This is a genomic window from Flavobacterium pokkalii (assembly GCF_014596575.1).
GTDB lineage: Bacteria > Bacteroidota > Bacteroidia > Flavobacteriales > Flavobacteriaceae > Flavobacterium > Flavobacterium pokkalii.
In genome coordinates this window covers 87357-114235 of sequence record NZ_NASZ01000007.1, presented here as the reverse complement: position 1 = coordinate 114235, position 26879 = coordinate 87357, and the positions used below count along the sequence as shown (strand labels likewise).

The 26879-nt window shown below is 34.8% G+C and carries 20 protein-coding genes; 10 read left to right on the top strand and 10 right to left on the bottom strand.

All coding sequences use genetic code 11. The annotated features are described in order from the left end of the window. Window position 1: 1 nt before the first annotated feature. From nqrC to B6A10_RS06935, 3 genes are read right to left on the bottom strand one after another with little or no spacing between them, the layout of a single operon-like run. Window positions 2-739, bottom strand: a complete 738-nt coding sequence (nqrC, locus tag B6A10_RS06945) for an NADH:ubiquinone reductase (Na(+)-transporting) subunit C (RefSeq protein WP_188220283.1) — start codon at window positions 737-739, stop codon at window positions 2-4. Then, a complete protein-coding gene (locus B6A10_RS06940) occupies window positions 732-1913 on the bottom strand; it encodes an NADH:ubiquinone reductase (Na(+)-transporting) subunit B (protein ID WP_188220282.1) in 1182 nt (393 codons plus the stop codon). Before B6A10_RS06940 ends, nqrC begins: the two co-directional genes overlap by 8 nt. A 60-nt stretch (window positions 1914-1973) precedes the next feature. After that, window positions 1974-3329 (bottom strand): Na(+)-translocating NADH-quinone reductase subunit A, encoded by a 1356-nt coding sequence (locus B6A10_RS06935; RefSeq protein WP_188220281.1) that lies wholly within the window; start codon window positions 3327-3329, stop codon window positions 1974-1976. Window positions 3330-3804: 475 nt separating this feature from the next. Between B6A10_RS06935 and rhaT the strand changes: the two genes are divergently transcribed. The 8 genes from rhaT (at window position 3805) to B6A10_RS06895 (ending at window position 13020) form a co-directional block, all read left to right on the top strand. After that, window positions 3805-4854 (top strand): L-rhamnose/proton symporter RhaT, encoded by a 1050-nt coding sequence (gene rhaT, locus B6A10_RS06930; RefSeq protein WP_188220280.1) that lies wholly within the window; start codon window positions 3805-3807, stop codon window positions 4852-4854. A gap of 31 nt (window positions 4855-4885) precedes the next feature. Beyond that, window positions 4886-7021: a bifunctional aldolase/short-chain dehydrogenase gene (locus tag B6A10_RS06925; RefSeq protein ID WP_188220279.1), complete on the top strand. Its 2136-nt coding sequence runs from the start codon at window positions 4886-4888 to the stop codon at window positions 7019-7021. A 180-nt stretch (window positions 7022-7201) separates the two neighbouring features. Beyond that, window positions 7202-7516: an L-rhamnose mutarotase gene (gene rhaM, locus B6A10_RS06920; RefSeq protein ID WP_055092569.1), complete on the top strand. Its 315-nt coding sequence runs from the start codon at window positions 7202-7204 to the stop codon at window positions 7514-7516. Between the two features lie 12 nt (window positions 7517-7528). Beyond that, on the top strand, window positions 7529-8803 hold the full coding sequence (locus tag B6A10_RS06915) for a TIM barrel protein (RefSeq protein ID WP_188220278.1): 1275 nt from the start codon (window positions 7529-7531) through the stop codon (window positions 8801-8803). A 13-nt stretch (window positions 8804-8816) separates the two neighbouring features. Further along, window positions 8817-10169, top strand: a complete 1353-nt coding sequence (locus B6A10_RS06910; RefSeq protein WP_188220277.1) for an FGGY-family carbohydrate kinase — start codon at window positions 8817-8819, stop codon at window positions 10167-10169. A gap of 141 nt (window positions 10170-10310) precedes the next feature. Then, window positions 10311-11045, top strand: a complete 735-nt coding sequence (locus B6A10_RS06905; RefSeq protein ID WP_188220276.1) for a (Fe-S)-binding protein — start codon at window positions 10311-10313, stop codon at window positions 11043-11045. After that, entirely contained in the window at window positions 11042-12433 is a 1392-nt protein-coding gene (locus B6A10_RS06900) for a lactate utilization protein B (RefSeq protein ID WP_188220275.1), read from the top strand. Before B6A10_RS06905 ends, B6A10_RS06900 begins: the two co-directional genes overlap by 4 nt. Next, complete coding sequence (locus tag B6A10_RS06895) at window positions 12433-13020, top strand: LutC/YkgG family protein (protein WP_188220274.1); 588 nt, start codon at window positions 12433-12435, stop codon at window positions 13018-13020. The genes B6A10_RS06900 and B6A10_RS06895 overlap by 1 nt, the downstream gene beginning before the upstream one ends. A 153-nt stretch (window positions 13021-13173) precedes the next feature. Here B6A10_RS06895 and msrB read toward each other — a convergent pair whose 3' ends face one another. Further along, window positions 13174-13620 carry a peptide-methionine (R)-S-oxide reductase MsrB gene (msrB, locus tag B6A10_RS06890; RefSeq protein ID WP_055092557.1) on the bottom strand — a complete coding sequence of 149 codons (447 nt, stop codon included), beginning with the start codon at window positions 13618-13620 and terminating at the stop codon, window positions 13174-13176. A 6-nt stretch (window positions 13621-13626) separates the two neighbouring features. Then, window positions 13627-14058 carry an META domain-containing protein gene (locus B6A10_RS06885; protein WP_188220273.1) on the bottom strand — a complete coding sequence of 144 codons (432 nt, stop codon included), beginning with the start codon at window positions 14056-14058 and terminating at the stop codon, window positions 13627-13629. 158 nt (window positions 14059-14216) lie between these two features. Here B6A10_RS06885 and B6A10_RS06880 point away from each other — a divergent pair, with 158 nt between their 5' ends. Next, window positions 14217-14666, top strand: a complete 450-nt coding sequence (locus tag B6A10_RS06880) for an OsmC family protein (RefSeq protein WP_188220272.1) — start codon at window positions 14217-14219, stop codon at window positions 14664-14666. A 128-nt stretch (window positions 14667-14794) separates the two neighbouring features. After that, window positions 14795-17086, top strand: a complete 2292-nt coding sequence (locus tag B6A10_RS06875) for a type IA DNA topoisomerase (protein WP_188220271.1) — start codon at window positions 14795-14797, stop codon at window positions 17084-17086. A gap of 78 nt (window positions 17087-17164) precedes the next feature. On the opposite strand, the gene B6A10_RS06870 is transcribed toward B6A10_RS06875, so the two are convergent. The 5 genes from B6A10_RS06870 to B6A10_RS06850 form a co-directional block, all read right to left on the bottom strand. Continuing rightward, window positions 17165-19588 (bottom strand): TonB-dependent receptor, encoded by a 2424-nt coding sequence (locus tag B6A10_RS06870; protein ID WP_188220270.1) that lies wholly within the window; start codon window positions 19586-19588, stop codon window positions 17165-17167. A 965-nt stretch (window positions 19589-20553) separates the two neighbouring features. Further along, window positions 20554-21357 carry an SDR family NAD(P)-dependent oxidoreductase gene (locus tag B6A10_RS06865; protein WP_055092979.1) on the bottom strand — a complete coding sequence of 268 codons (804 nt, stop codon included), beginning with the start codon at window positions 21355-21357 and terminating at the stop codon, window positions 20554-20556. A 35-nt stretch (window positions 21358-21392) separates the two neighbouring features. Next, the gene (locus B6A10_RS06860; protein WP_188220269.1) at window positions 21393-24446 is read right to left on the bottom strand and encodes an efflux RND transporter permease subunit; all 3054 of its coding nucleotides are present in this window, start codon (window positions 24444-24446) and stop codon (window positions 21393-21395) included. A gap of 7 nt (window positions 24447-24453) precedes the next feature. Continuing rightward, complete coding sequence (locus B6A10_RS06855; RefSeq protein WP_188220268.1) at window positions 24454-25497, bottom strand: efflux RND transporter periplasmic adaptor subunit; 1044 nt, start codon at window positions 25495-25497, stop codon at window positions 24454-24456. Window positions 25498-25509: 12 nt separating this feature from the next. After that, entirely contained in the window at window positions 25510-26850 is a 1341-nt protein-coding gene (locus B6A10_RS06850) for a TolC family protein (protein ID WP_188220267.1), read from the bottom strand. Window positions 26851-26879: the final 29 nt, after the last annotated feature.

The window sequence follows — 26879 nt, the reverse complement described above, 5'->3', positions numbered from 1 at the left end:
TTTATTTAGGGTTAGTAAATGTTATGGTTTGATTTTTTTTAAAATAAGGGATGTAATTGCTTAGTGTTCTGTAAAACATTTCATTAACTCCGTTACTGGTAATAGTAGCGCCGGATACGGCATCTACACCGTGTAAATCTCCCTTTGGAGCTCCTCCTTTAATGGTTTTTACAGAAACAAAATTACCTGCTTCGTCAAAGATTTTTTTTCCAATAAATTGTTGTTGAAATTCAGTGGTTTCAATTTCCGCACCCAGTCCCGGAGTTTCGCCTTTGTGTCCAAAACTTACTCCGTAAATAGTATTCATATCACTTTCCAGAGAAATATAGCCCCAAATTGGTCCCCATAAACCTTTTCCTCTTACCGGGATTATATAAAAGTTTTTTCCGCCTTTGTTACAGATAAAGAGCGGAAATAATTGTTCATCTTTTTTAGCTGTTTTGGCTTTATCAAGTTCTTTTTTCAGGTCGATGTCAAAAGCTGTAATTTTTCCGGTTGCTTCTTCTCCTTTGTTGTTTAAAACAATTTGCTGGCTGATAGATTTTTCAAATTGGCGTTCTGTATCAGCAGTTTCCGTTATTATCGAAACGCTACTTAAAATGTTTTTCATTTTTTCTATTCTGCTGTTTTTTGACTGGTAGGGAGCAAGACTTATCGAAGTTACCGATAGCATAACGGCAACCACCACTACCATAATGGAGGAAAATAGAAACGTAGCTTTATTACTGTCCTTATTCATTTCGATTTTGTATTGGTTTTACTCTTTTTAGTCTTCGATTAATATTTGCAGCTACTACATAATGGTCGATTAAAGGAGCCATCACATTCATAAATAAAATAGCAAGCATCATTCCTTCAGGATAAGCAGGGTTAAAAACCCGAAACAATATGGCCAGCATTCCAATTAAAAAACCATAGATGTATTTTCCGGTATTCGTTTGTGCGGCACTTACAGGATCGGTTGCCATAAAAACAGCACCAAAGGCAAAACCTCCTAAAGTTAAATGATGCAAAGGAGTGATTTGCATTAGGGTATTTAACCCAAACAGATTAAAAATGAGTGCCATTAAAAATCCGCCAATAAATACTGAACTCATGATGCGCCAGCTGCCAATTCCTGTGTATAATAAAATAGCAGCTCCAATTAAACAGGCAAGGGTAGATGTTTCACCGACAGATCCCGGAATAATACCAATGAAAGATTCTGTTATATCAGGAATTTTGTTGGCATGACCTGCGGCAGCTTCTCCCAGAGCTGTGGCACCACTATAAGCATCCACCAAGGTTTGTCCTTTTTCGGTTTCAGTATTAATCCATACTTCATTTCCGGACATTTTGGTTGGATATGCAAAAAAAAGGAATGCTCTGGCTGTAAGTGCCGGATTTAAAATATTCATACCTGTTCCTCCAAATACTTCTTTCCCGATGATGACTGCAAAAATGGTTGCAACTGCCAGCATCCACAAGGGGACATCAACAGGCATTGTGAGTGGAATTAACATTCCGGTGACTAAAAAGCCTTCATTAATGGTGTGTTTTCTAATAATAGCAAATATAAATTCGGTGGTTAAACCGGCTCCATAAGAAACAATAATAAGCGGTAGCACTTTACTGAGACCAAAGATGAAATTGTCAGTCATCGTATTATTTGAAATACCTAAAGCCTGATAATGCTGGTAGCCTACATTCCACATTCCGAATAATAAACAAGGGACAAGACAAAGAACGACTAAAATCATGGTGCGTTTCAAGTCGATAGCATCTCTTACATGTGTTCCTTTGCTTTTGGTTGTATGATTAGGAACAAACAGAAAGGTTTCAAAGGCATCAAATGCCGGATACAATCGTTCCAGTTTTCCGCCTTTTTCAAAATTAGGTTTAAGGTTGTCCAGTAATTTTCGTAGTGGTTTCAAATTCAATAATTTTAAAGGATGAACAAAAAGCAGCTATTTGACGGGAAATGCCAGCGTGAATTAACCAAACTCTTTACGCATCATTGCAAGTCCCTGCCGAATAATTTCCTGTGATTTTATTTTTGAGGTACATACCAATTCGCATAAAGCAAAATCTTCTTCAACTACTTCATAAATTCCCAGTTTTTCCATCATGTCTATATCTTCAATCAAAATTGATTTTAAGAGTTGGACCGGATAAATATCCATAGGGAAAACTTTTTCATATTGTCCTGTCATAACAAATGGACGCTCTTCACCATGAGTATTGGTTGTAAGTAGGTGTTTTTTATCAGGTGTTAACCAGGAAAAAAAGGTTCGGGAAATACTAAATTTATTAAATCCGGGTGCCAGCCAGCCCATAAATTCAAAATGATTTCCTTCGGGAATAACGGTTATTTGCGAATCATAAAAACCCAAATAGCCATTATCGGGTATTTGATAGCCGGATAAAACCGAACCGCTGATAATTCTGTTTTCTCCATTTTTTAAACCGGCATCATTAATAAGGTTTTTTATGGCTGTGCCTATAGGTATCGAATAATACTTCGGATTTTTAATTTGTGAACCTGTAACCGCTATGGTTCTGTGTGCGTCAAATATTCCGTCATTAAACAATTTACCGATGATTATTACATCCTGTGGATTGATATACCATACAATATCTCCTTTATTTATGGGGTCAATATGATGAATTTGAGTTCCAATATTTCCGGCAGGATGCGGTCCTGCAATTTTGTTGATTTGTACATTTTGTGCCTGAATAAAGGTTGTGCTAATAGTTGCATTGGCTTTGATATTCAAATGTATTTTTCCGGAGGTTAATTTATTAAGTGCATCCAGTCCGGTTTGAAAATTGATTTTCTGATTTGCGAGTATAAAATCATAATCAGGAGCCAGAGGATTGGTATCGAATGCTGATATAAATATAGATTTTGGAACGTCGGTAGGATTAGCGATAATTCCGTAAGGACGCTGACGAATGAAAGGCCAAATTCCACTTAGCAATAATTTTTCGATAATTGCATCTTTGTTTAACAGATTAGGATTTGATTTTTCAAATTGAAGGTACTTGATAGTCCGGTCAGCCAGTATTCGGATTTCTGTAATTGCTCTTTTGTTGCCACGTCGAATTTCTATGACTTCCCCGCTTACCGGTGAACTGATTTGAACTTTTTCATTGTTTTTGTCATAAAATAAAGGGCTTCCGGAGAGAAGTGTTTCGCCTTCTTTCACGAGAAGTTTGGGGCTGAGACTTATAAAATCATCCGGCTTTATGGCAAATGTTTCAGGAATAGGTATCATTACCACATTCTTAGTAGCTTCACCCATTAATTGAAGATTCAATCCCTGTTTTATTTTAATATATTCACTCATAAATTCACTTTTTTAATGGTATTATTTATGGTTTTTAGTATTTGAAAAAAAGATTTTCAGATACTTCGATAAGTATATTTTTTATGCTGTTTACAAAAAACAGGAAAAGAATTGACTTCTAATTTAATGATTTTCAGTTTGAAAAACAATAGGATGTGAAGGTTTTGTTGAAAATTTCATTACAAAACTGTTTAGAAAGTGATTGTTGTTGTCGTTTGTGTGTTGAGGGTTTTGATCCGTTGTATAATTTTTTTATGAAGTAGATGCTTCTGGTTTTGGTTGGATTTGGTCTGAAAGATTAACTTTTTTTAAATTTTATTCTAATGAATTTCTAACAAATATTGCAAAATCTGTCATAAATGTTTAAAATCTTCATAAAATTTGTTAATACAAGGACTGTACAGGACAGTTATCAATTTCCTTTTATTTTATTTTACATTATCTATTAATTAACCTTAAAACTTAAACATTATTTATGGAATCAATTCTTGGTATTCTTTTTCACTCAATTGGAGGTTTTTCTTCCGGAAGTTTTTATATGCCTTTTAAAAAGGTCAAAGGTTGGGCTTGGGAAAGCTACTGGATTATAGGAGGATTTTTTTCATGGTTAATTGTACCGCCAATCGCAGCTTATTTAACTATTCCGGGTTTTGCCGACATTATCAGTAATACAGATTCATCAATCAAAACGGTTACCTATACTATGGGATTGATTTGGGGAATTGGAGGATTGACTTACGGATTAGGAGTTCGTTATTTAGGAATGTCTTTAGGAAATTCCATAACTTTAGGTTTTTGCTCGGCTTTCGGGGCGTTAGTTCCTTCTATTTATTATAATTTTTATCCAACAGAAGGCAAAGTTTCTTTTACCGACATGTTACATAATACGGGAGGCCAAATGGTTTTGTTTGGAGTTTTGGTTTGCATAATAGGTATTGCTTTTTTAGGAAAAGCAGGGATGCTTAAAGAAAAAGATTTTGCAGTAGGTCATGAAGATAAGGATAAAGACTTTAACTTAGTAAAAGGTCTTATCATCGCAATTATTTCTGGTATTTTAAGTTCTTTCTTCAATTTCGGAATTGAAGCAGGGAAACCAATGGCTGATGAAGCTGTTGCTCAGGGTTTTAATCCTTTGTTTCAAAATAATGTGACTTATATCGTGATACTTTGGGGTGGATTGACCATCAATTTTATATGGTGTATGTACTTAAACTTTAAAAATAAAACATTTGGAGATTACACGAATAAAAATACTCCTATTGCTAAAAATGTTTTATTTTCTGGTATTGCCGGAACTATGTGGTTTTTACAATTTTTCTTCTACGGAATGGGAGAAAGTAAGTTAGGAAACGGAGCAAGTTCTTGGATTTTACACATGTCAACTATTATTTTGACCGCTAATTTCTGGGGATTTTATTTAAAAGAATGGAAAGGAGTTTCTGATAAAACATATAAAGTTTTCTTTTTCGGAATTGCTTTGATGTTTTTATCAATCGTTTTGGTTGGTTTTGGAAACTCAATTTAATAATAGAATAACATTTAAAATTATATAAACAATGTCAAATACAAATTCAATGACTTTTAAACACGTAAGTTACCTTTGGGATGATGCTAAGGCTGCTGAATTAGCAGGGGACGAAGTAGCACTATTTATTTATCGCTCTAATTTATTAGGAGCAGATTTGAGATTAACGAACTATGGGGGAGGAAACACATCTGTAAAAATTACCGATAAAGATCCATTAACTGGAGCTGCTACTGAGGTAATGTGGATTAAAGGTTCTGGTGGTGACATTGGAACATTAACAAAATCAGGTTGTGCTGCGCTTTACTTAGAAAGATTACGCAACTTAGAAAATGTGTACAGAGGAATCGAATTCGAAGATGAAATGGTAGAATTATTCAACCACTGTATCTTTGATTTAGCGTCTAAAGCGCCTTCTATCGATACGCCATTACACGGTTTCTTACCATTTGCTCATATTGATCACTTACACCCGGATGCTGCTATTGCAATTGCTGCTGCAAAAGACGGTGCAAAAATCACGGAAGAATTATTCAACGGTGAAATTGGATGGGTTGGATGGCAACGTCCAGGTTTCGACTTAGGGCTTCAATTGAGAGCTTGTTTAGAAGAAGCTGAGAAAAACGGAAAAAAATTACGTGGAATCATGTTAGGTTCTCACGGTTTATTTACTTGGGGAGATACAGCTTACGAAAGTTATGTAAACACTCTTGAAGTAATTGAAAAATGTGCTGAATATTTAGAGTCTAACTACGGAAAAACTCGTCCTGTTTTTGGAGGTCAAAAAATCGAAAGTTTAGATGCTGAAGCACGTAAAGTTCAGGCTGCAAAAGTAGCTCCAATCTTGAGAGGTTTCTGTTCTTCAGAACGTAAAATGATTGGTCACTACACTGATGACGCCAGAGTTTTAGAATTCATCAACTCAAATGATTTAGAGAAATTAGCTCCTCTTGGAACTTCTTGCCCGGATCACTTCTTGAGAACTAAAATCAGTCCTCTTGTAATTGAATTAGCTCCAAACGAAGATTTATCAGATGTTGATGCCATCAAAGCGAAGTTAACTCCTGCTTTTGAAGCTTACCGTCAAATGTACTCTGATTATTACGATGCTTGTAAAAAATCAAACTCACCAGCAATGCGTGATCCAAACCCGGTTGTTATTTTATACCCAGGTGTAGGTATGTTTACTTTTGCAAAAGATAAAACAATGGCTCGTTTGGCTTCTGAATATTATATCAATGCAGTTAACGTAATGAAAGGTGCTGAAGCAGTTTCTGAATATACTTCATTACCTCACCAGGAAGCTTTTGATATCGAGTATTGGTTATTAGAAGAAGCTAAATTACAACGTATGCCAAAACCAAAAGCATTATCTGGAAGAGTTGCTTTAATTACTGGTTCTGCCGGTGGTATTGGTAAGGCTATCGCTAAGAAATTTGCTGAAGAAGGTGCTTGTGTAGTTATCAATGATATTAACGAAGAGCGTTTACAAGGAGCAACTGCTGATTTTACTAAAACTTTCGGTAGAGATGCAGTTTCAAGTACTTTATTGAACGTAACGGATGATGCTAGTACGGCTTTAGCTTTAGATGCGGCTTGTTTAGCTTTTGGAGGTGTTGATATTGTAGTAAATAATGCTGGTATTAGTATTTCCAAATCAATTGCTGAGCACTCATTAGAGGAGTGGGACAGATTATACGATATCTTGGTAAAAGGACAATTTATTGTTTCTAAGGCTGGAATCGAAGTAATGCGTAAGCAAGGTTTTGGTGGAGATATCGTAAACATCGTTTCTAAAAATGCTGTTGTTGCTGGACCAAACAATCCTGGTTATGGATCTGCTAAAGCGGCTCAGGCTCACTTGACTCGTTTGATGGCTGCTGAATTAGGAGCTGATAAAATCCGTGTGAATACTGTAAATCCTGATGCTGTAATCTCTGATTCAAACATTTGGTCAGGTGGATGGGCTGAAGGACGTGCTAAAGCTTACGGAATTACTGTAGCTGAATTGCCAGCTTACTACGCTAAGCGTACTTTATTAAACGAGATTATATTGCCAGACGATATCGCTAATGCATGTTATGCTTTCGTTGGAGGTTTGTTAAGCAAATCTACAGGAAACGCCTTAAATGTTGATGGTGGTGTTGCTATGGGCTTTTATAGATAATTTTAGATGTTAGTTTTTAGATTGATTGATCTAACGTCCGATTCGTTTCGGGCGTTAGATTTTTCTTAATCTTTAAACAACATCTTTGTTTTTTTTATCTCTTTTTAAAAAAGTTTTTCTTTATAAAACCACTTGGCGGCAGTCGTTTTTAATGTTTGCTGCTTAAAATCACCATAATTTATGAAAAAAGTTGCTTTTAAAATGCAATTACATCAGGGTCAGGTGCAGGAGTACCAAAAAAGACATGATGAATTGTGGCCTGAATTAGCCGATTTGTTAAAGAGCGTTGGAGTAGAAGATTACTCTATTTTTTTTGACGAAGATACACATGCCCTTTTTGGTGTTTTGAAAACCGAAGATCCAAGTCGTTTAGACGAGCTTCCGAAACATCCGGTGATGCAAAAATGGTGGCAATTTATGGGAGACATTATGGATGCTAATCCGGACAATTCACCGGTGAGTGTTTCACTTAAAGAAGTTTTTTATTTACCTTAAAATTATATTATCATGATATTAGATTCTAATAAAATTGCTGCTCACAATGAGGAGCTTTATTCAGCTCATAAAAATAAATTAGTTTTCACAGCTTCTGAAATTGCTGAAAGTGAAAGCATCATTAAAAAATTAATCGATTTCCAAATTGCTATTCCATCTTGGGCTTTAGGAACCGGAGGAACTCGTTTTGGACGTTTCCCTGGTGGTGGAGAGCCTCGTTCTTTAGAAGAAAAAATCGAAGATGTAGGTTTGCTACACGCTTTGAACAATGCTTCAGGAGCTATTTCATTACACATTCCATGGGATATCCCAACTGATCGTAATGCTATCAAAGCTTTAGCAGCGCAACATGGTTTGAAATTTGACGCAGTAAACTCTAATACTTTCCAAGATCAGGCGGACAGCGCTTATTCTTATAAGTTTGGTTCTTTACAAAATGTAAACAAAGCTATCCGTAAACAAGCGGTGCAACACAATATTGATGTAATCCAACAAGGTGTTGAGTTAGGTTCTGACTCATTAACAGTTTGGTTAGCAGATGGATCTTGCTTCCCTGGACAATTAAACTTCCGTAAAGCTTATGAAAATACTTTAGAAAGCTTACAGGAAATTTATGAGGCTATGCCATCTAACTGGAAATTATTCTTAGAGTACAAATGTGCTGAGCCTAATTTCTATTCCACTACAGTAGCTGATTGGGGACAATCTTATTCTTATGTGAAAAAATTAGGAGACAGAGCTAAAACTTTAGTTGATTTAGGTCACCACCTTCCAAATGCTAATATTGAGCAAATCGTTTCTCTATTATTGATGGAAGATAAATTAGGAGGTTTCCACTTTAACGATTCTAAATATGGTGATGACGATTTAACTGCTGGTTCCTTAAAACCATACCAATTATTCTTGATTTTCAATGAATTAGTAGAAGGAATGGATGCCAGAGGAATGAACCATGCAACTGATTTAGGTTGGATGATTGATGCTTCTCATAACGTAAAAGATCCAATGGAAGATTTATTACAATCAGTTGAGGCTATTATGATTGCTTATGCTCAGGCGCTTTCTGTGGACAGAAAAGCATTAGAAATTGCTCAAAACGAAAATGACGTTGTTAAAGCTCAGGAAATTTTACAAAATGCATTCCGTACTGATGTTCGTGCATTAGTTGCTGAAGCTCGTTTACGTGCCGGTGCTGCACTTAATCCGGTTGCTTTATTCCGTCAGTTAGGAGTACGTGAAAACTTAATTGGAACAAGAGGATTAAAAACTGTAGCAACAGGATTATAAAAAACAACATTAAATGAATGCAGTAGCCATTTTCGACATTGGAAAAACCAATAAAAAAGCTTTTTTATTCAATGAAAGCTATCAGATTGTTTGGGAAAATTCGGTGAATCTTCCGGAAACAGTTGATGAAGATGGATTTCCGTGCGAAGATATTGTAGCGCTTAAGGATTGGTTTTTGTCTTGTTGGGAACAGATGAAATCGCAAACGCAATACAATTTAAAAGCAGTAAATTTCAGTACTTACGGAGCTAGTTTTGTGTATGTGGATGAAAAAGGAAATCCTTTGACGCCTTTGTACAATTACTTAAAGCCGTATCCTGAAAAGCTTAAAAATAAATTTTATTCTAAATACAAAGGAGAAGAAGTTTTCGCAGTGAAAACAGCTTCTCCGGTTTTAGGAAGTTTGAATTCCGGGATGCAAATTTACCGATTGAAAAAAGAACAACCGGAAATTTTTGATAAAGTAAAATATTGTTTGCATTTACCGCAATACATGAGTTTTCTTTTGACACAACAAGGTTTTACGGATATTACCAGCATTGGTTGTCATACAAATCTGTGGAATTTCAATAAAATGAAATACCACAAGTGGATTAAGAAGCAAAACATTACCGATAAGTTGGCTCCAATTCATAGTTCTGAAGAGGCTATTACGCTGGAAGACGGAACGGCAGTTGGAATTGGCTTACACGACAGTTCTTCAGCTTTGATTCCTTATATAATCAATTTTGAAGATCCTTTTGTGTTGCTTTCTACAGGAACATGGGTAATTACCATGAATCCGTTCAATAGCAAAAAGCTGACCTTTGAGGAATTGCAAAATGACTGTTTGTGTTTCTTGCATTATAAAGGTAAACCGGTGAAAGCTTCGCGTTTGTTTGCCGGAAATGAGCACGAAATTCAGTCCTTAAAATTGGCTAAACATTTTGATGTTGCTGTAGATAGTTACAAGCACGTTCTTTACGATAAAGATATTATTAATAAATTGCGTGTTAATTTCAAGCAGTACACAAAAGGAGATAGTAAAATTTTGAAAGATTGTCCTTTTAACAAGCGTGATTTATCAGAATTTGAAAACTACGATGAAGCGTATCACCAATTGATGTTAGATTTAATTGCTCAGCAAATTGTTTCGACTAACCTGGTGATTCACAATAGTCCGGTAAAGAAAATTTTTGTAGACGGAGGTTTTAGTAAAAATTCGATTTACATGAATCTGCTGGCCGAAGCCTATCCATCAATGGAAGTGTATGCCGCCTCCATGGCGCAGGCAAGTTCACTAGGAGCAGCTCTGGCTATTCATAAGAATTGGAACACAAAACCAATTCAGAATGATTTAATTGATTTAAAATTTTACAAACATTAATAAAAAGTTGCCTATCATCATTCCAAAAAGAATAGCGATAGGCATTTTTTTTAATAAAACTGCTATTGAATTTAGAATTTCAAAAGTAGATGCAGTACTTTTGATTTTTGTTGATTAAATAGAAAATATAAATATTTACATATGAAAGTTGGACTTTTTATACCTTGCTACGTGGATCAGTTTTATCCGCAGGTAGGTATTGCAACCTTAGAATTATTACAAAAATTGGGATGTGAAGTGAGTTTTCCAATGGATCAAACCTGCTGTGGTCAGCCAATGGCTAATAGCGGTTATGCTCATTTAACAGGAGGATGCGATAGTAATTTTGTAGCTAATTTTTCGGAATTTGATTATATCGTTTGTCCTTCCGGAAGTTGTACCATGCATGTGAAGGAACACCTTCATTCTAAAGAGAATGAAGCTGCTGCTACACATATCAGAAAAAATGTGTATGAACTGACAGAATTTCTAACAGATGTATTAAAAGTTGAATCTATAGAAGGACATTTTCCGCACCGCGTGGGAATGCACCAAAGTTGCCACGGACAAAGAGGATTAAAATTGTCGCAAATGAGCGAATTAAATGCAGCTCCTTTCTCTAAACCGGAACAATTATTAAGTAAGATAAACGGTTTGGATTTGGTTTCCTTAACCAGAAAAGATGAATGCTGTGGTTTTGGTGGTACTTTTTGCGTTACCGAAGAAGCGGTTTCTGTAAAAATGGGACAAGACCGAATTAAAGACCACGAATCGCATCAGGTAGAATATATCACCGGTTTTGATATGTCTTGTTTAATGCACTTAGAAGGAATTTTAAAAAGGCAAAAAAGCAATATTAAAGTCATTCACATTGCAGAAATATTAAACTCAAAATGAAAGAAAATACAATAGATCATAGTCATGCAGCGTCTAAATTTAATAAAGACGTTGAACGTGTAAACTGGCATGATGAAACACTTTGGTTTGTTCGTTCCAAAAGAGATAAAGCAGCACATAATATTCCGGAATGGGAAACATTGCGTGAGACAGCGTCTAATATCAAATTCAATGTGCTTTCAAACATGCATCACTATTTGCAGGAATTTGAAGCAAAAGCAAAAGAAAACGGAATTATTGTTCATTGGGCTGCTGATGGAGACGAACACAATAAAATAGTACATTCTATTATCGCGAAGCATGGGGTTACCCAAATGGTAAAATCCAAATCCATGCTTACCGAAGAATGTCATTTGAATGAATATTTAGCCGATAATGGAATTGAAGTTATTGATTCCGATTTAGGGGAATTTATTGTTCAACTAAGAAAAGAACCGCCAAGTCATATCGTATTGCCTGCTATTCACCTTAAAAAAGAAGATGTAAGTAATACTTTTAACGAGCATCTTGGTACTGAAAAAGGAAATAACGATCCACAATATTTAACCGAAGCTGCCCGAAAAGAATTAAGAGATACTTTCTTAACCAGAAAAGTAGCTTTAACCGGGGTAAATTTTGCAGTAGCAGAAACAGGTGAATTTGTGGTTTGTACTAATGAGGGAAATGCCGATATGGGCGCGCACCTAGCCGATGTACATATTGCCTGTATGGGATTTGAAAAATTAGTTCCCGAGCGCAAACATTTAGGTGTTTTCTTGAGACTTTTAGCAAGAAGTGCTACCGGACAGCCTATTACTACTTTTTCAAGTCACTTTAAAAAACCAAGAGAAGGGCAGGAAATGCACATTGTCATTGTCGACAATGGCAGAAGTACTCAATTAGGACGTGAAGAATTTAGAAATTCGCTAAAATGTATCCGTTGTGGGGCTTGTATGAATACCTGTCCGGTTTACAGAAGAAGTGGTGGACACAGTTATCATAATGCGGTTGCCGGACCAATCGGTTCTATTTTGGCACCCAATTTAGACATGAAAAAGAATGCCGATTTGCCTTTTGCAAGTACGCTTTGTGGTTCTTGTTCGAATGTGTGTCCGGTAAAAATTGATATTCACGATCAATTGTACAAATGGCGTCAGGTTTTGGTGAAAGAAGGTTATACGCCTACTTCCAAAACCGTTGCTATGAAAGGAATGTCGGCAGTTTTAGCAAACCCAACGGTTTTTAAAATTGCAGGAAAAGCAGGTCGATTTGTTGTTAAAAACATGCCTTTTATGGTAAATAACAGCATGAATGCCTGGTACAAACAAAGAGAAATGCCGGCAGCTCCAGAAGAATCATTTAGAGAATGGTATGCTAAAAAGCAAAAAGAAGCTAAAGACAAGAAATAATGAGCAGTAGAGATAGTATTTTAAATAAGATAAAAAACAATCAGCCCACAGAGGAAAATCAATTGCCTAATCTGAGTGTTTTGGGATTGGAAAAATTTGACGTTATTGAAACCTATAAAACGGTTTTAAAAGGCATTGGAGGCTTTTGTGAAGAAGTAAATAATATTGAAGAGGTTAAAGCCTATATAGCTACTCATTATCCTACTGCTAAAAGAAAAATAACAACATTACCTGAATTAGCTGATATTGCTGAAACGGATTGGACTACTGTTGATCCGCATACTTTGGAAGATGTTGATTTAAATATTGTAAAAGCGCATTTTGGAGTTGCTGAAAATTCAGCTCTTTGGGTAACAGATGCCATTTTGGGACAAAGAGTTTCTACTTTTATTACGCAATATTTGGCTATTATCGTTAATAAAAAAGATATTTTACCTACGATGCAACAGGCTTATGAGCGTATAGGTAATTTAGATTATGGTTTTGGTACTTTTATTGCCGGACCTTCTAAAACTGCCGATATCGAACAATCATTAGTACTGGGAGCGCACGGAGCAAGAGGATTAACGGTGTTTTTGATGGGTTAATTTTTTATTAAACCATTAAGAAATTAAGGTGATTTAAGTTTAGTCTAAATTTATTTCAGAAATATAAAAGCCGACACGTTTTGGAACTGTCGGCTTTGTTTTTATATGAAAATTTTAGTTCTTAATTTTCTAAATTCCTTAATGGTTAAAATTTTAGTCTTTTATTTTTTCCAAAGAAACAGCATTGATGCAGTAACGTAAACCACTTGGAGGTGGTCCATCAGGAAAAACATGTCCTAAATGCGCATCACAAATATTGCACAAACATTCAATGCGAATCATTCCGTAGCTCGTATCTTTGTGGTAAGCCACATTTTCAATTTCAATCGGTTGAGTAAATGAAGGCCAGCCTGTGCCGCTTTGAAACTTAGTAGTCGCATCAAAAAGAGGTGTTTTACAACATTTGCAGGCATATTTTCCGGCTTCAAATAAATTGCACATTTCAGAACTGTGCGCTCTTTCGGTACCATGTTGGCGTGTTACATAGAATTCCTCCGGAGTCAATTCTGCCTCCCATTCTTTTGCTGTTTTTTCTACCCTTTTTGGAGGCGTTGGATTGCCATGAGTGGCAAATTTGATAAGGTCGTTCCAGTTTAGCATAGCGAATTATTTTAAATAGACAGCTACAAATTTAGCCATCGGAGCCATTCGGGCTTTATTTAACTGTAAAGTATCGTTTTTTACAGTGTAATTATCGGCAGTTTCTAAAACTTTTATAAAAGCTTCTTCCACAGTTGGTTTAATACAAGCCATTCGGGTCATTGCAATATTGTATATGGCAATTCGATTCGTCTCAGGAGTTAATTCATAAGTGCCGGAAAAAGAATTACAGCCACTGTTTCCAACGATTCTGCTGTCTTTTGCTTTTAAAATAAAATGAGGTTCTTTTAAATAATTTTCAGAAGTGACTTTCTGACCTCTGATTTCGATTAATTTCCAGTATTTTTCCTGAAGTTGATTTGATGTAGTTAATTTTTTACTGGAACTACAAGAAAACAATAGGATTGATAATATACCCAAACCGATATAATTTTTCATGTTCATTTTTTTAGATAATTTGAGAAAAAAATTTAGAGCTATTGCAAATATAAAGAAGGAGTTGCACTTTCCCTGTTTATAAATTCCTAATTTTTCAGAAGAAGAGCAATTGTTTCCGGCTGTATATTATTTGGCTATATTTGTTTTTTCAAGAAATTATGGCATTTAAACATTTATTTAAAGCAAAATTAAATTGGATTTCAAGTCCAAAAAAATATAGTAAAACACATACAATTGCGATTGAAGGCAAAGAAATTTTGGATGTTTCGGCGGCAAAAGTTTTCAAAGGTGATCCTGCTTTACACAATCCGGAAGATTTGTTATTGAGTGCTGTGGTTTCCTGTCACATGATGTCTTATCTCTATGTTTGCAGCCAAAACGGAATTGAGGTGGTTTCTTATCAGGATAATGCCGAAGCTGATTTAGAGGTTTCTCATACTGGTTCCGGACGATTTACAGCCATTCGATTGTATCCTAAAGTTGTAATCAGACAAATAGATAAAATGGAGGAAGCTTTGAATTTACACGTCAAAGCAAACGAACTTTGTTTTATTGCCAATTCCTGTAATTTTCCCATTTTCCATTTCCCAAGTTGTGAAGTAATATAAGTTTTTGAAAAGAAACAGTTTACTGCAAAATAAATTTGTTAATCAATTATAGTTTATAACTCTTGACAAATTAGTTTTAGTGCCAATTTCAAAATTCCTAATTTGCAGCCTCAAAATGATAGGATAAAATGAAGGTTTGTATTGCCGAAAAACCAAGTGTAGCAAGAGAAATAGCCGCTGTTTTAGGGGCTAATACGAAGCGTGATGGCTATTTTGAAGGCAATGGTTATATTGTAACCTATACTTTTGGACATTTGTGTACCTTAAAAGAACCCAATGATTACAGGCCGTATTGGAAAAGTTGGGATTTAAATAATCTTCCGATGCTTCCCGAAAAATTTGAAACCAAAGTGGTTCAGAATTCCGGAATTCAAAAGCAGTTTAATATTGTAAAAAGTTTGTTTGACAAAGCCGAATTGGTTATCAACTGCGGGGATGCCGGGCAGGAGGGAGAACTCATTCAGCGATGGGTAATGAATGAAGCTAATTACAAAGGCGAAGTAAAACGCTTGTGGATTTCCTCGTTGACAACCGAAGCAATTAAAGAAGGTTTTGAGAATTTGAAACCGTCAACCAACTATGATAATTTGTATTATGCCGGTTTTTCAAGAGCTATCGGCGATTGGTTGTTAGGGATGAATGCGACGCGTTTGTACACCGTAAAACATGGCGGTTACAAACAGGTTTTATCAATCGGAAGAGTACAAACGCCAACTTTAGCAATGGTTGTCGAGCGTTTTAAAGAAATTGAAAATTTTGTCCCACAGCCTTATTGGGAGTTGCAAACATTGTATCGGGATACGCTTTTTAGTTATGAAGAAGGGCGCTTTTTTAATAAAGAAGAGGGAGAATCTTTAGCTAATAAAGTAAAAGAAAGTGATTTTGAAATCATTTCGGTTGAAAAAAAGAAAGGAAACGAATTTGCACCAAAATTATTCGATTTGACGGGGTTGCAGGTGTATTGCAATACTAAATTCGGATTTTCGGCAGAGGAGACGCTGAAAATGGCGCAAAGTTTATACGAACAAAAAGTAATTACCTATCCCAGAGTAGATACGACTTTTTTGCCCAATGATATTTATCCAAAAGTACCGGGAATTCTTCAAAAACTGAATAATTACGCTACTTTGACGGAAGCTGTTTTAGCTAAGAAAATAAAGAAATCCACAAAGGTTTTTAATGATAAAAAAGTAACCGATCACCATGCGATTATTCCAACCGGTGTTGAAATTAATTTACCATATAATCAGCAACAGGTTTATGATATAATTGTCAAACGCTTCATAACCGTTTTTTATGATGATTGTTTGGTAGCCAATACAACCGTTCTTGGAAAAGCAGCCGATGTAATTTTTAAAACTACCGGAAAAGTGGTTTTGGAAAAAGGCTGGCGGGTAGTTTTTGAGGAGTCGAATTCCAAAGAAAAAGAACCCGATTTATTGCCTGATTTTGCTGAAGGAGAAAAAGGACCACACCAACCTTCTTTTTTGCAAAAAGAAACTAAAGCGCCCAATCAGTTTACAGAAGCTTCGTTGTTACGAGCAATGGAAACCGCCGGCAAACAGGTAGAAGATGAAGATTTACGCGAATTGATGAAAGAAAACGGTATTGGTCGTCCGTCAACCCGGGCGAATATTATAGAAACACTTTTTAAAAGACAGTATATCGTTAGAAACAAAAAACAGGTTTTGCCAACGCCAACGGGAATTCAGTTGATTGATACGATACAAAATGATTTACTAAAATCGGCTGAGTTGACCGGAACCTGGGAGAAACTTTTGAAGGATATTGAAAAAGGTACGTATTCTGCCGCTGCTTTTATCAATAATATGAAACGAATGGTAGATACTTTGGTGTATGAAGTACGTATGGAAACCACACATGCCAATATTTCACATGCCGGAAGTGTTCAAAAACAAGAAGCTGTTGTTGAAAAAAAGAAGTCGGACGGAATTACTGCTGAGATTTGTCCGAAATGTAAAAACGCAACATTAGTCAAAGGGAAGTCGGCTTTTGGTTGCAGAAATCATAAATCGGGTTGTGATTTTGTACTGCCTTTTGTTTTTGCAGAGAAAAAAATATCCGAGAATCAGTATTTGCGTTTGCTGCAAAAAGGTTCCACAGTGAATTTAAAAGATTTTAAAACCGAAGCAGGAGTGATAGAAGGTTTACTTCGATTGGATGACGATTTTAAACTTAAATTAGAACCTAAAAAAACAGTTAAAAAAGAAACTCCGGATAGTTTAACCTGTCCAAAATGTCAAAAAGGGACTATTATCAAAGGAAATACGGCTTACGGCTGTAGTGATTATAAATCGGGTTGTGGTTTTAAAGTGACTTTTGAGGTTGTCAGAGAAAAATTAAAAGATCAAAAACCAAGTAAAGAATTAGTTTACGCTATTTTAAAAGATAGTTTTTAAGTCAGTTGCTAATTTGAAAAAATAAAAAGCTTGCAAACACAATGTCTACAAGCTTTTTTGATTTTTAAAGCAATACTTTTAGAATTTATAAGTAACACCTACACGAACATTTCTCGGTGCTTCCGTTTGCCAGTAATAGGCATTTAAATAGGAATAATAGGAACCGCTGTAAAGATATTCGTTAAGAATGTTAAACATGTTAGCTGTGAATTTCAATTTTCCGGTTTCGTATGATAATCCACCGTCCATTTTGAAATAATTTGGTAATTTTTCTAAGCCAGTACTCCAGGTATCTGTTTGACGACCGGCAAGAAAAGTTCCACCGACAGAAGCGCCTAAGCCTTTTAATTTTCCGTTTGAAACAGTATAGTTTAACCAGGAATTAGCAGTATGTTTAGAATAACCCGGAACAATAGTTCCTACTTTGATACTTTCTACATTCGATTTATTCACTACAGATTCCGTGAAAGCATAATTAGCTATAATGTTCAATCCTTCCAGAATTTTACCTCTGATATCGATTTCAAAACCTCTGGCTCTTTTTTCACCTAAAACGATGCTGTAATTTTGTCCGGCGGTATTTTCAGGATCGGCTGTTAATTCGTTTTTCTTTAAAATGCTGTAGGCAGATAAGGTAGTACTCCACGAGCCGTTAAACCAGTCTTTTTTAATACCAATTTCGACATTATTTCCGGTAAGTGGTTTTACAGCATCTCCATTTTTAATAATTCCCGATTGTGGCGTAAAAGCCTGATCGTATAAACCATATATTGCAGTGCTTGGCGTAAGCGAAATACTCAATCCGGCACGAGGAGTAATGTGGCTGTCTTCGATAGTTTGTCCCCAATTAGTCTGACTTAACCAGGTGTATCTGGCTGCTAAGGTCAGTCTTATTTTGTTTTCATAAAAACCAAGTTCATCCTGAATATATCCCGCAGCATATTCGGAGTTCATTATACCTCCGGCTCTTTCTTTAAGCGGTTTGCTTCGGTCAAAATTAGGTAAACCGTTAGCAGGAGTACCATAATCCGGATTGCTTACATTAAAAGGATCTTCAAAAGTATCTAAATCATGCGATTGTCCCCAATCGGCCATGTAATCTTTGCTTCCTAAATCAATTCCTCCTAAAACTTTGTGAGAAACATTTCCTGTATTGAATTTTCCGTTAAGGAATAGTTGTCCTAAATACATATTACTTTCGGCGTCCCAAATTCCAACATTTCTAATGATTTCTCCTGAATCCAATACTTGGGTATCGGGAATGTTATCATCATTGGTATCAATACTATATGGGCCTACTGCTGATGGCCAGGAACTGTATCCTTGTTGTAAATACTTGAAATAAGAAGTTTGCGCAGTAAGTTTCCAATTTGGGTTAAAATTATGTTCGAATAGTAAGTAAGCACTATGATCGTTAATTTTAGTATCCGGTAAGCCGGGTTGTGTCATCGTGAAATCAATTGGCATAGTACCATAACCATCATTAGTTGGACCAAAAATGTAATAGGAACCTACTTCAGTCATATTAGCTCTTTGGTAATTGTATTCGGCAGTAATTTTAGTTTTATCATCTAACTGATAAGAAATCACAGGAGCAATTACGTAACGGTCGTTGTGTTCAAAATGGCGGTGCGAACCTTTGTTTTGAGCCATCGCATTAAAACGGTACAATAGTTTTCCTTTTTTGTCTAGTTTTCCGTCCAAATCGATACTGGCTCTGTAAAAATCAAAGCTTCCGCCCATAATACTGGCTTCGCCTTTGGTGATTCCTGTTGGTTTTTTTGTTACCACATTATAAAGTCCCGCCGGATCGCCACTGGAAAGCATAAAACCTGCCGGTCCTTTTACAAATTCAATGTGATCTACAAAACTCATGTCTTCCGTAAGTGGTCCCCAGAAAGAAGAAACTACATTAAAACCGTTGCGGAAAGCCTGTATTTGTGAACCTCTCATCGTGATATTGGCATACAAATCGCCCCAGTGTTCCAGGCGTACTGCGCCACTTACGTTGCGGATAACGCCATCGCTCATGCTGGTAATTTGTTGGTCTTTTAGTGTTTGACCGCTAATAATTTGTACGTTTTGCGGAATTTCCAATACCGGAGTATTTAAACGCAACGATAGGGAAGGATTGTTTTGTTTGTATTTGTTTTTCTTGATTATCACTTCGTTCAATTCTTCTTTATTTTCAGAAAGTTTGAAGTTTTTTGTAATCGTTTGATTCGCTTGTATGCTTATGGATTCGGTAATTGCCTGAATTCCTATTCCGTTAATGCTTATAATATAATTTCCGGGTTTTATATTTTTTATTTCATATTGACCACTGAAATTCGTCGTGGTGTTGTATCGGGTATTTTTTAAGGCAATTGCGATACTTTCAGCAGGAGCGTTATCGCTTAATGTGATTTTTCCGGTTATTTTACCAAAATTCTGACCCATCATATTGAGAGAGACTAAAAAGAAGAGTGCAGAAATTAATTTGTGCGGGTAGATCATTTTCATTTTTGCAATGTTATTTAGAATTATTCTACAAAAGTATATTCTAAAAATTGTTTAAACAAAATTTATTTTAAATTATTCTAAATAAAAATAAAATATTTTATGTAACTGTTTTTAAATCTGTGTTTTATGATTTTGAAAAAATAGATGATTACGGGAACTCATCATTCCGGATACTAGAACAGAAAATATAAAGGTTTGTTGAATTAAAAAATGATTCAATTATGAAATAACGGATTCTTAAAAAAAAGAAAAATTGGGAAGTATTACGGTAAAAAAAAAAACCTTAAACTACTGATAAACAGTGTGTTTAAGGGTTTTATTAGTGGTCTCTACGATACAATTTTCAAGCCATTTTATGCAGGATTTAAAGAAATTAGCCTGTTTCTGAAATAAACACGTAAGATAATTTTTAAAATTTGATAAAAACTGGTTTAAAGTCTTGTTGAGGTAATAATGTTAAAAATTAAAAATTATTTCCAAATGGACTGTGGCTTTGTTTCAAGTGGAGTCGGTGGGATTACAATCGAACACCTTATACTTGTATTAATTTTCTTGGATAACTTAGGGAAATAGTTTGTAAAGGTTTATAATTGTTGAGAATTTTGTTTTTTTTTATGTTGTTTTTGTATTTCTTTTTTAATGCTAATTACGAGTTTTTATATTTAATTATTAAGTATATGGTTTTTTGAAATGGAAATTGTTTCGTAAAAAATGTCTTAAGGTTTTCGATAATCGAACACCTGATTTAAATTTAAACAAAAAATAATGAGGTCGTAAAATCCATTATTTTCTAATTATACAGTTTATGGTATAGTACCTTTTTTGTGTCTAAATTTCCGTAAATTGTAATGGAAAGCCCATAAATATTGAGTTTACAGGCTTTTTTGTTGAGTTGAGGAGATTGCCATCGGATCCCTTAGCTTTTGTATGTATTTGGTTAAAAGTGATATATAATGATTAAAATTTTATTTTGATTTGTTTATTCCCTTTAAAACAACACTTTCAAAAACATTATAGGCAAATCGTTGCAAAGTAAGAATCATTGAAGTTCCTTTTCCAACAGGATAACTGAATTTCGGATTGTTGGAATCAATGCTTTTTATGATGGTATCCACAACGGCTGTTGGTTCAGGAGCTTTATTAAATTCCTCGTTATAATAAGATTGCACTTTTTGTCTAAACCTATCATAATCTTTAATAGTTCCGTGAGTCGAAATGGAATTGTTAATCAAATTCGTTTTATGAAACATCGGCTCCACCATACTAATTTTGATATTAAACTGATTTAATTCAAATCTTAAAGATTTAAAATAGCCTTCCAAAGCATGCTTGGATGCGGAATAGTAACTTAAGTTTGGATGTCCTATTAAACCTAAAAATGAACTGACATTAATGATCTTTCCTTGTCTTTGATTTCTCATTTTTGGCAATATTGCATTCGTAAGTTTTACGGTACCCCAGAAGTTGGTTTCAAATTGTTTTAACCCAACATGAATTGGAGTTTCTTCTGCAAGTCCTGTTATGAAATAACCCGCATTATTTACTAAAATATCTAACTTTTCTATTTGCGAAAAAAGTTCTTTTGTAAAAGAAGTAATAGAATCATCATTACTGATATCTAGTGGTAATAGCTTAAAAGGAACTGTGCTTTGTAGTTTTTCCGGATTACGACCAGTACCAATTACATTGTAGCCTTGTTCGTGTAATTTGTTTGCTAATTTCAAGCCAAAGCCTGATGTTGCACCTGTTATTAAAATTGTTTTTTTCATTTTGATATTTTTTAATACATACATTTTAAAATTTCTTAATCTATTTCCTCAAGTTTAGGAGGCATCAGTTTATACATTACGGGTGTTACAATCCTTGCAAGAATGGTAGAGCTTATCAACCCACCAATCAATACAATCGCCAATGGAGATATTTGAGGATTGGGGTTTACAGCCAGCGGAATCAAACCACAAATTGCAGTAACGGATGTTAGAACTACCGGAAGAAAACGGGTTTCACCGGCGATAGCAATCGCTTCATCAATGGATTTTCCTTCCTGTCTTAATTGGTTTGTAAAATCAACTAAGAGCAGAGAGTTTTTTACCTGAATTCCAGACAATCCAATGAAACCTATGATAGCAACCAACGACATTGGGTTTCCTGAAGCTATTAAGAACAGTACACCTCCTAAAACACCCAATGGAATGATAGACATGACGATGATGATACCTTTAAACGTTTTAAATTGCAGCAACAAAACGGCTATAAATAAAAAGGTGCTCAATATAATCACCGACAGAAAATTACCTCCTAACGCATCCCCTTCTGATTCTTTTTCTCCGGATAGTTTATAATAGTAGCCTTTTGGCATTTTAAGTTTATCCAATTGTGGTATAATATCCACTAGCAGGTCATTGGCTAAATAACCTTCTTTTGTCATGGCACTAACTTTTGAAAAAGGCGATTTGTTAAAATGGTTAATTGCCGTAGGTGCTGTTTCAAAAGATACTGTTGCAATTTGATTGAGTGCAATTGGTGTTCCCTGAACATTATTTACATATAAATTTTTCAGTGCATCAAGATTGGAAAATTTATCTCTTGGCAAAGTGATAGTCACATTTCTGGCATCACCTCGATTATCTATATAATCTCCAACGGTTAAACCGGCAACGGCAAGACGAATGACTTTATCGACCTCACTTGTTAGTACGCCCAAAGTTCTTGCCTTTTCTTTATTAATTTTTATTTTGACATCTGTTTTATAGGTATTCAACTCGTTGTTGATATAAACCGTTCCTTCCTGATTTCGTAAAATAGTTTCTACCTGAGCAGATAGCTTGCGTAAAACTTCCTGGTCTTCGCCAAATAAACGCACCACAATATTGGCTTCCAATGGTGTTCCTTGCTCAAAATCTTTTACCTCCACTTTAGCATAAGGCATTGTTTTGAATTTTTCACGCAATTCTTCAATCAGAATGGTTTTGTCTGAAGGTTTTGCTTCCTCTTCCAATTGAACGAAAATTTGAGCAAAATCAGATTTTCTGTCCTGTGGATGCACGTTGTAGTAAATTTGCGGATTTCCGTGTCCAACATTTGAAGTAAAATATACAATTTCCTTATGTTTTTTTAATTCGGATTCTACGATTTTTGTTACCCTGTCGCTTTCTGAAATATTGGCTTGAAGCGGCATTTTTATATTGATTAGAAACATCGGCTTTTCAGAATTAGGAAATAATTTAAATCCGGCTACAGAAAACAATCCAAAAGCAATAACACTTAAAAATATAGAAATGGTAATCGTAGTTTTTGGAAACTTCAATGCTTTAGGCATAATGTTTTTATATGTATTTGTAAGGAATTTTTGTAAATACTGAAGAAATATATTTCCTCCTTCATGGTCGTGTGTTTTTAAGAAACGACTTCCTAAAAATGGAACCAAGGTCAAAGCCACAATCATGGAAGCTAATACACTTGTGATTACCGCCATAGGTAAACTTCTGATGAATTCACCAGCCATATCAGGAAGAAAAGCCAATGGAATAAAAGCTATAACCAAAGTTGCCGTAGTACCTACAACTGCAATACCTATTTGCTTTGTACCCTTTAAAACAGCATCCATTTTTGAATGCCCTTCTCGAAGCCAACGCTCAATATTTTCAACAACAACAATACTATCATCAACCAGTAATCCTAAAGCAACAACCAACCCTACAATACTTAATTGATTTAATGAATATCCTAAAGCATTCATCGCGATTAATCCTAAACCTAAAGATAAAGGAATGGAAATCATAACTATACCAGATGCTCTTAATCCTAACGGTAATAATGTAACAATAACCAAAATAATAGCTAATCCAAAATCAAAACCTAAATGCCCCAAACGCTTTGATACCATATCGGCTTGGTCAAAGTTTTTTATTAGTTTAATGTTTGCTGGCAACTCTTTAGCGAATGCATCAACAATTGGTAAATATTCTTTTTGAACATCACTAATATTTACATTGTCTTTCATTCCGGCAGTTACTAAAACGCATCGGTGTCCATTAATTCTTGTAATGTGATAGGGCACTTCAGATTTGTAATTCACATCAGCTATATCTTTCATATAGATGATTTTTCCATTGGCATTGTAAATAACCGTATTAGCAACATCTTCCGCATTTTTGAATTTACCGCTCGTTTTTACGTTGAAAACTTTGCTCCCCAGATCGATGCTTCCACCGGGAATGTCGGCAGCTTCACTTTGTAAACTTCCCATCACTATATTTAATGGAATTTTTAATTGTGCCAATTTTTCTAAATTCAAATCCACACGGATTTCCTGTTCCGGAATACCACTGTATTTTACATCTTTAAGATTGGTTATCTTTTCAATTTTTGCTTTTAGTTTATCAGCTTCATCTCGTAGTTTTTTGTCAGATGCATTTTCAGAAACCAAAGCTACCTGCAGAACTTTTACATCTGAAGACGAAATTTTTTCCGTTTTGATTTGATAAATATCTTTTGGCAGTTCACTACTTTTAAGAGCATTCATTTCAGTAGAGATTTCCTGATATTTGTTATCAACATCAACTCCATATTTGAATTTTACCTGAAAAGCAGCCACACCGTCTTCTACAGTCGTTAATATTTTTTCGATATTTTCTAAGCCATAAATCTTATTTTCAATAGGTTTTACAACCTGTTCTTCCATATCTTTTGGACTTGTTCCTGGATAAATAACTGTAATTAAATATTGTGGAGGATGCGTACTAGGGTCTTCAGCTCTTGGCATCGTGAATAAAGTAAGAACTCCTACCACAGCGACTAAAAGAGCGAGAATCAGTGTAAACTGATAATTCTTAACTGAAAAATTTGTTATTTTCATGATGTTGTTATTTAATTATTTTGATAGTCGATTGTTCGTTTAGATAGGCACTATTAGAAATTACTACCTGGTCTGTTTTTTGAAGACCATCTTTTATAAAAACCTGATTATTGTCAAATTTGAAAATCGTAATGGGTTGACGTTTCACTTTGTTGTTTTCCACTACAAAAACAAAGGCTTTGTTACCATCAGCTTCAATAAGTGAATTATAAGGGATAGCCATAAAATCATCAGCTTTATCGGTTTGTATTTCTGCTTTTCCAAACATTCCTACAGCTGGTTTTCGATTTTTCATATTCAGTTTTAGTTCAACTTGAAATGACCCGAGCGCAGCATCAGCCGCTTGCGATTTTCTAAAAATACTAGCTTCAAATTCTTCATCAGGAAATCCATCAAGTGTTACTTTTGCTTTTTGTCCTATTTTTACTGAAGCCCATTCTTTATCAGTCAAGCCTACTTTCAACAAATAATTGTTGTTTTGTTTGGTTTCATTGATTGCCAATATTGGGGATCCAGGACCAACTACTTCACCTTCATTTGCTATTTTATGGGCTACAAATCCATCGGTAGTAGCATATATTTTGGAGTAACGGGAATTAAATGCTACTGCTTCTTTTTGCTTTTTAGCAATGTCTAAACCTGTCTTTGTGTTTTGAAGTTGTTCCAAAGTATAAACACTGTCTTTATACAAATTAACAGCACGTGTATAGTCACGTTCGTATTTTTTGACATTCAAATCTGCTTGATTTAAGCCTGCACTTATCTCAGTGTTATTTAAGCTCGCTAAAAGTTGTCCTTTTTTGAAAAACTGACCTTCTTCTACATAAATACGACTCACCACACCACCGATTTTAAAACCGTAATTAGCTTGGTTTTCTGTGGTTACTAATCCCGAAGCACTTATATTGTTGGCAAATGCTAATGATTCAACTGTTGCTGTTTTTACTGAAATAATATCAGTTGATTCAAATGGATTGTTTTCCTTTTTCTCATCATTACATGCATAAAAAAGAGGAAGGGCTAAAAGGGAAATAATTATTATTTTTTTCATGATAATTGATTTTTAATTTTTAAATGTGAATGATGCATTGGCTCTTTCTAACTCCGCAAATGCAATCCAAGTGTTATATAATGAGAGATTGGTATTTAATTGTGCATTTACCCACTGATTTTGAGCATCCAAAAGTTCAATGTAGATAGCCTGACCTTCTTTGTATAATTTAGTTACATCTTCATTGTATTTTTTTGCAGATTCTTTTTGATCATTATCAGCATAAAATTGCTCTAAAGCTGATTTCAAATTATTTTGTGTGACCTGAAACTGAAGTTGTAATTGTTGCTTTACATTGTCTATTTGTGAATTTATTTTTTTATTGTCTTCTTCAACCTGTTTGAGTTTATATTTGTTTTTATTTCCTGAAAAAATATTCCATTCTAAACCTAAGCCAGCAAAATAATAACGTGAATCCTTGTTCATTTCAAAATCAAAATCCTGTACTCCAAAATCTGCAAAACCGCTTAATGTTGGAAACCAGTGTGATTTTGTAAGTTTGCTAACGTTATGGTTTAATTCTTTTACTTGCTCCAGTTTTTTTAATTCTTCTCTGTTCTCTGTTTTTCCCTCGACCAATGCATTTGGTATGTTTTCATTGATTTCATCAACCATTATTTCCGTATCGAGTTTTTGATTGAGTAGGAAATTAAAATAGGCTCTGGCATTATTACTTACATGTTTAGCAGTTTCCAAATTTGCTGTAATGCGGATAACTTCATTATCACTACGCAAAACAGCTGTACGATTAATTTTGTCGTTTTTGAATAAGGAATGATTTACTCTTTGATTTTCTTTAACTAAAGCCAAAGCATCTTCGTAAATTTTAATTCCTTCTAACGATTGTAAATATTTGTAATAGGCAATTTTTATATCCTTAACCAATTCTCGCTGGTAGATTTCCAATTCTATTTTTTGTAATGTTGTTTGTTGGCTTTTAATCCTTTTGTTATAAATGATTTCAAAATTTAACAAAGGCATTGTCGTGTGAATTTTCGCATCATAAAAATTATCCGGATTAATTAGTACAGATTGGTTCTCTAACATTGGAAACGCATTTGAATTTGTAATTTGATTTAAAGTATTATATACCGGATTTAACATATCACCTACAGGAATATCAATCGTTCTTCCGCCTTCGCCTTTGGTATATGTTCCATTTAATGAAAGGCTAGGGTAGAATAACGAACGTGCTTCTTTTAAAGCATACATACTTTTGTTTATGTCAAAATTATGTTGCTTGATTACCTCATTGTTTTTTAATCCGGTTTCAATATAACCGTCTAGTTTACTCTGTGAATATCCCAGATATCCACAAATGACCAATAGCAGTGTTAGTGTTTTATTTTTCATTTTATACATTGTTTATTAATTGAACTATG

Bases quoted from the DNA above. Each gene is read 5' to 3' on its own strand.
- nqrC (WP_188220283.1), bottom strand. From the start codon at position 739: ATGAATAAGGACAGTAATAAAGCTACGTTTCTATTTTCCTCCATTATG.
- B6A10_RS06935 (WP_188220281.1), bottom strand. From the start codon at position 3,329: ATGAGTGAATATATTAAAATAAAACAGGGATTGAATCTTCAATTAATG.
- rhaT (WP_188220280.1), top strand. From the start codon at position 3,805: ATGGAATCAATTCTTGGTATTCTTTTTCACTCAATTGGAGGTTTTTCT.
- B6A10_RS06925 (WP_188220279.1), top strand. From the start codon at position 4,886: ATGTCAAATACAAATTCAATGACTTTTAAACACGTAAGTTACCTTTGG.
- rhaM (WP_055092569.1), top strand. From the start codon at position 7,202: ATGAAAAAAGTTGCTTTTAAAATGCAATTACATCAGGGTCAGGTGCAG.
- B6A10_RS06915 (WP_188220278.1), top strand. From the start codon at position 7,529: ATGATATTAGATTCTAATAAAATTGCTGCTCACAATGAGGAGCTTTAT.
- B6A10_RS06910 (WP_188220277.1), top strand. From the start codon at position 8,817: ATGAATGCAGTAGCCATTTTCGACATTGGAAAAACCAATAAAAAAGCT.
- B6A10_RS06905 (WP_188220276.1), top strand. From the start codon at position 10,311: ATGAAAGTTGGACTTTTTATACCTTGCTACGTGGATCAGTTTTATCCG.
- B6A10_RS06900 (WP_188220275.1), top strand. From the start codon at position 11,042: ATGAAAGAAAATACAATAGATCATAGTCATGCAGCGTCTAAATTTAAT.
- B6A10_RS06895 (WP_188220274.1), top strand. From the start codon at position 12,433: ATGAGCAGTAGAGATAGTATTTTAAATAAGATAAAAAACAATCAGCCC.
- msrB (WP_055092557.1), bottom strand. From the start codon at position 13,620: ATGCTAAACTGGAACGACCTTATCAAATTTGCCACTCATGGCAATCCA.
- B6A10_RS06885 (WP_188220273.1), bottom strand. From the start codon at position 14,058: ATGAAAAATTATATCGGTTTGGGTATATTATCAATCCTATTGTTTTCT.
- B6A10_RS06880 (WP_188220272.1), top strand. From the start codon at position 14,217: ATGGCATTTAAACATTTATTTAAAGCAAAATTAAATTGGATTTCAAGT.
- B6A10_RS06875 (WP_188220271.1), top strand. From the start codon at position 14,795: ATGAAGGTTTGTATTGCCGAAAAACCAAGTGTAGCAAGAGAAATAGCC.
- B6A10_RS06870 (WP_188220270.1), bottom strand. From the start codon at position 19,588: ATGAAAATGATCTACCCGCACAAATTAATTTCTGCACTCTTCTTTTTA.
- B6A10_RS06865 (WP_055092979.1), bottom strand. From the start codon at position 21,357: ATGAAAAAAACAATTTTAATAACAGGTGCAACATCAGGCTTTGGCTTG.
- B6A10_RS06860 (WP_188220269.1), bottom strand. From the start codon at position 24,446: ATGAAAATAACAAATTTTTCAGTTAAGAATTATCAGTTTACACTGATT.
- B6A10_RS06855 (WP_188220268.1), bottom strand. From the start codon at position 25,497: ATGAAAAAAATAATAATTATTTCCCTTTTAGCCCTTCCTCTTTTTTAT.
- B6A10_RS06850 (WP_188220267.1), bottom strand. From the start codon at position 26,850: ATGAAAAATAAAACACTAACACTGCTATTGGTCATTTGTGGATATCTG.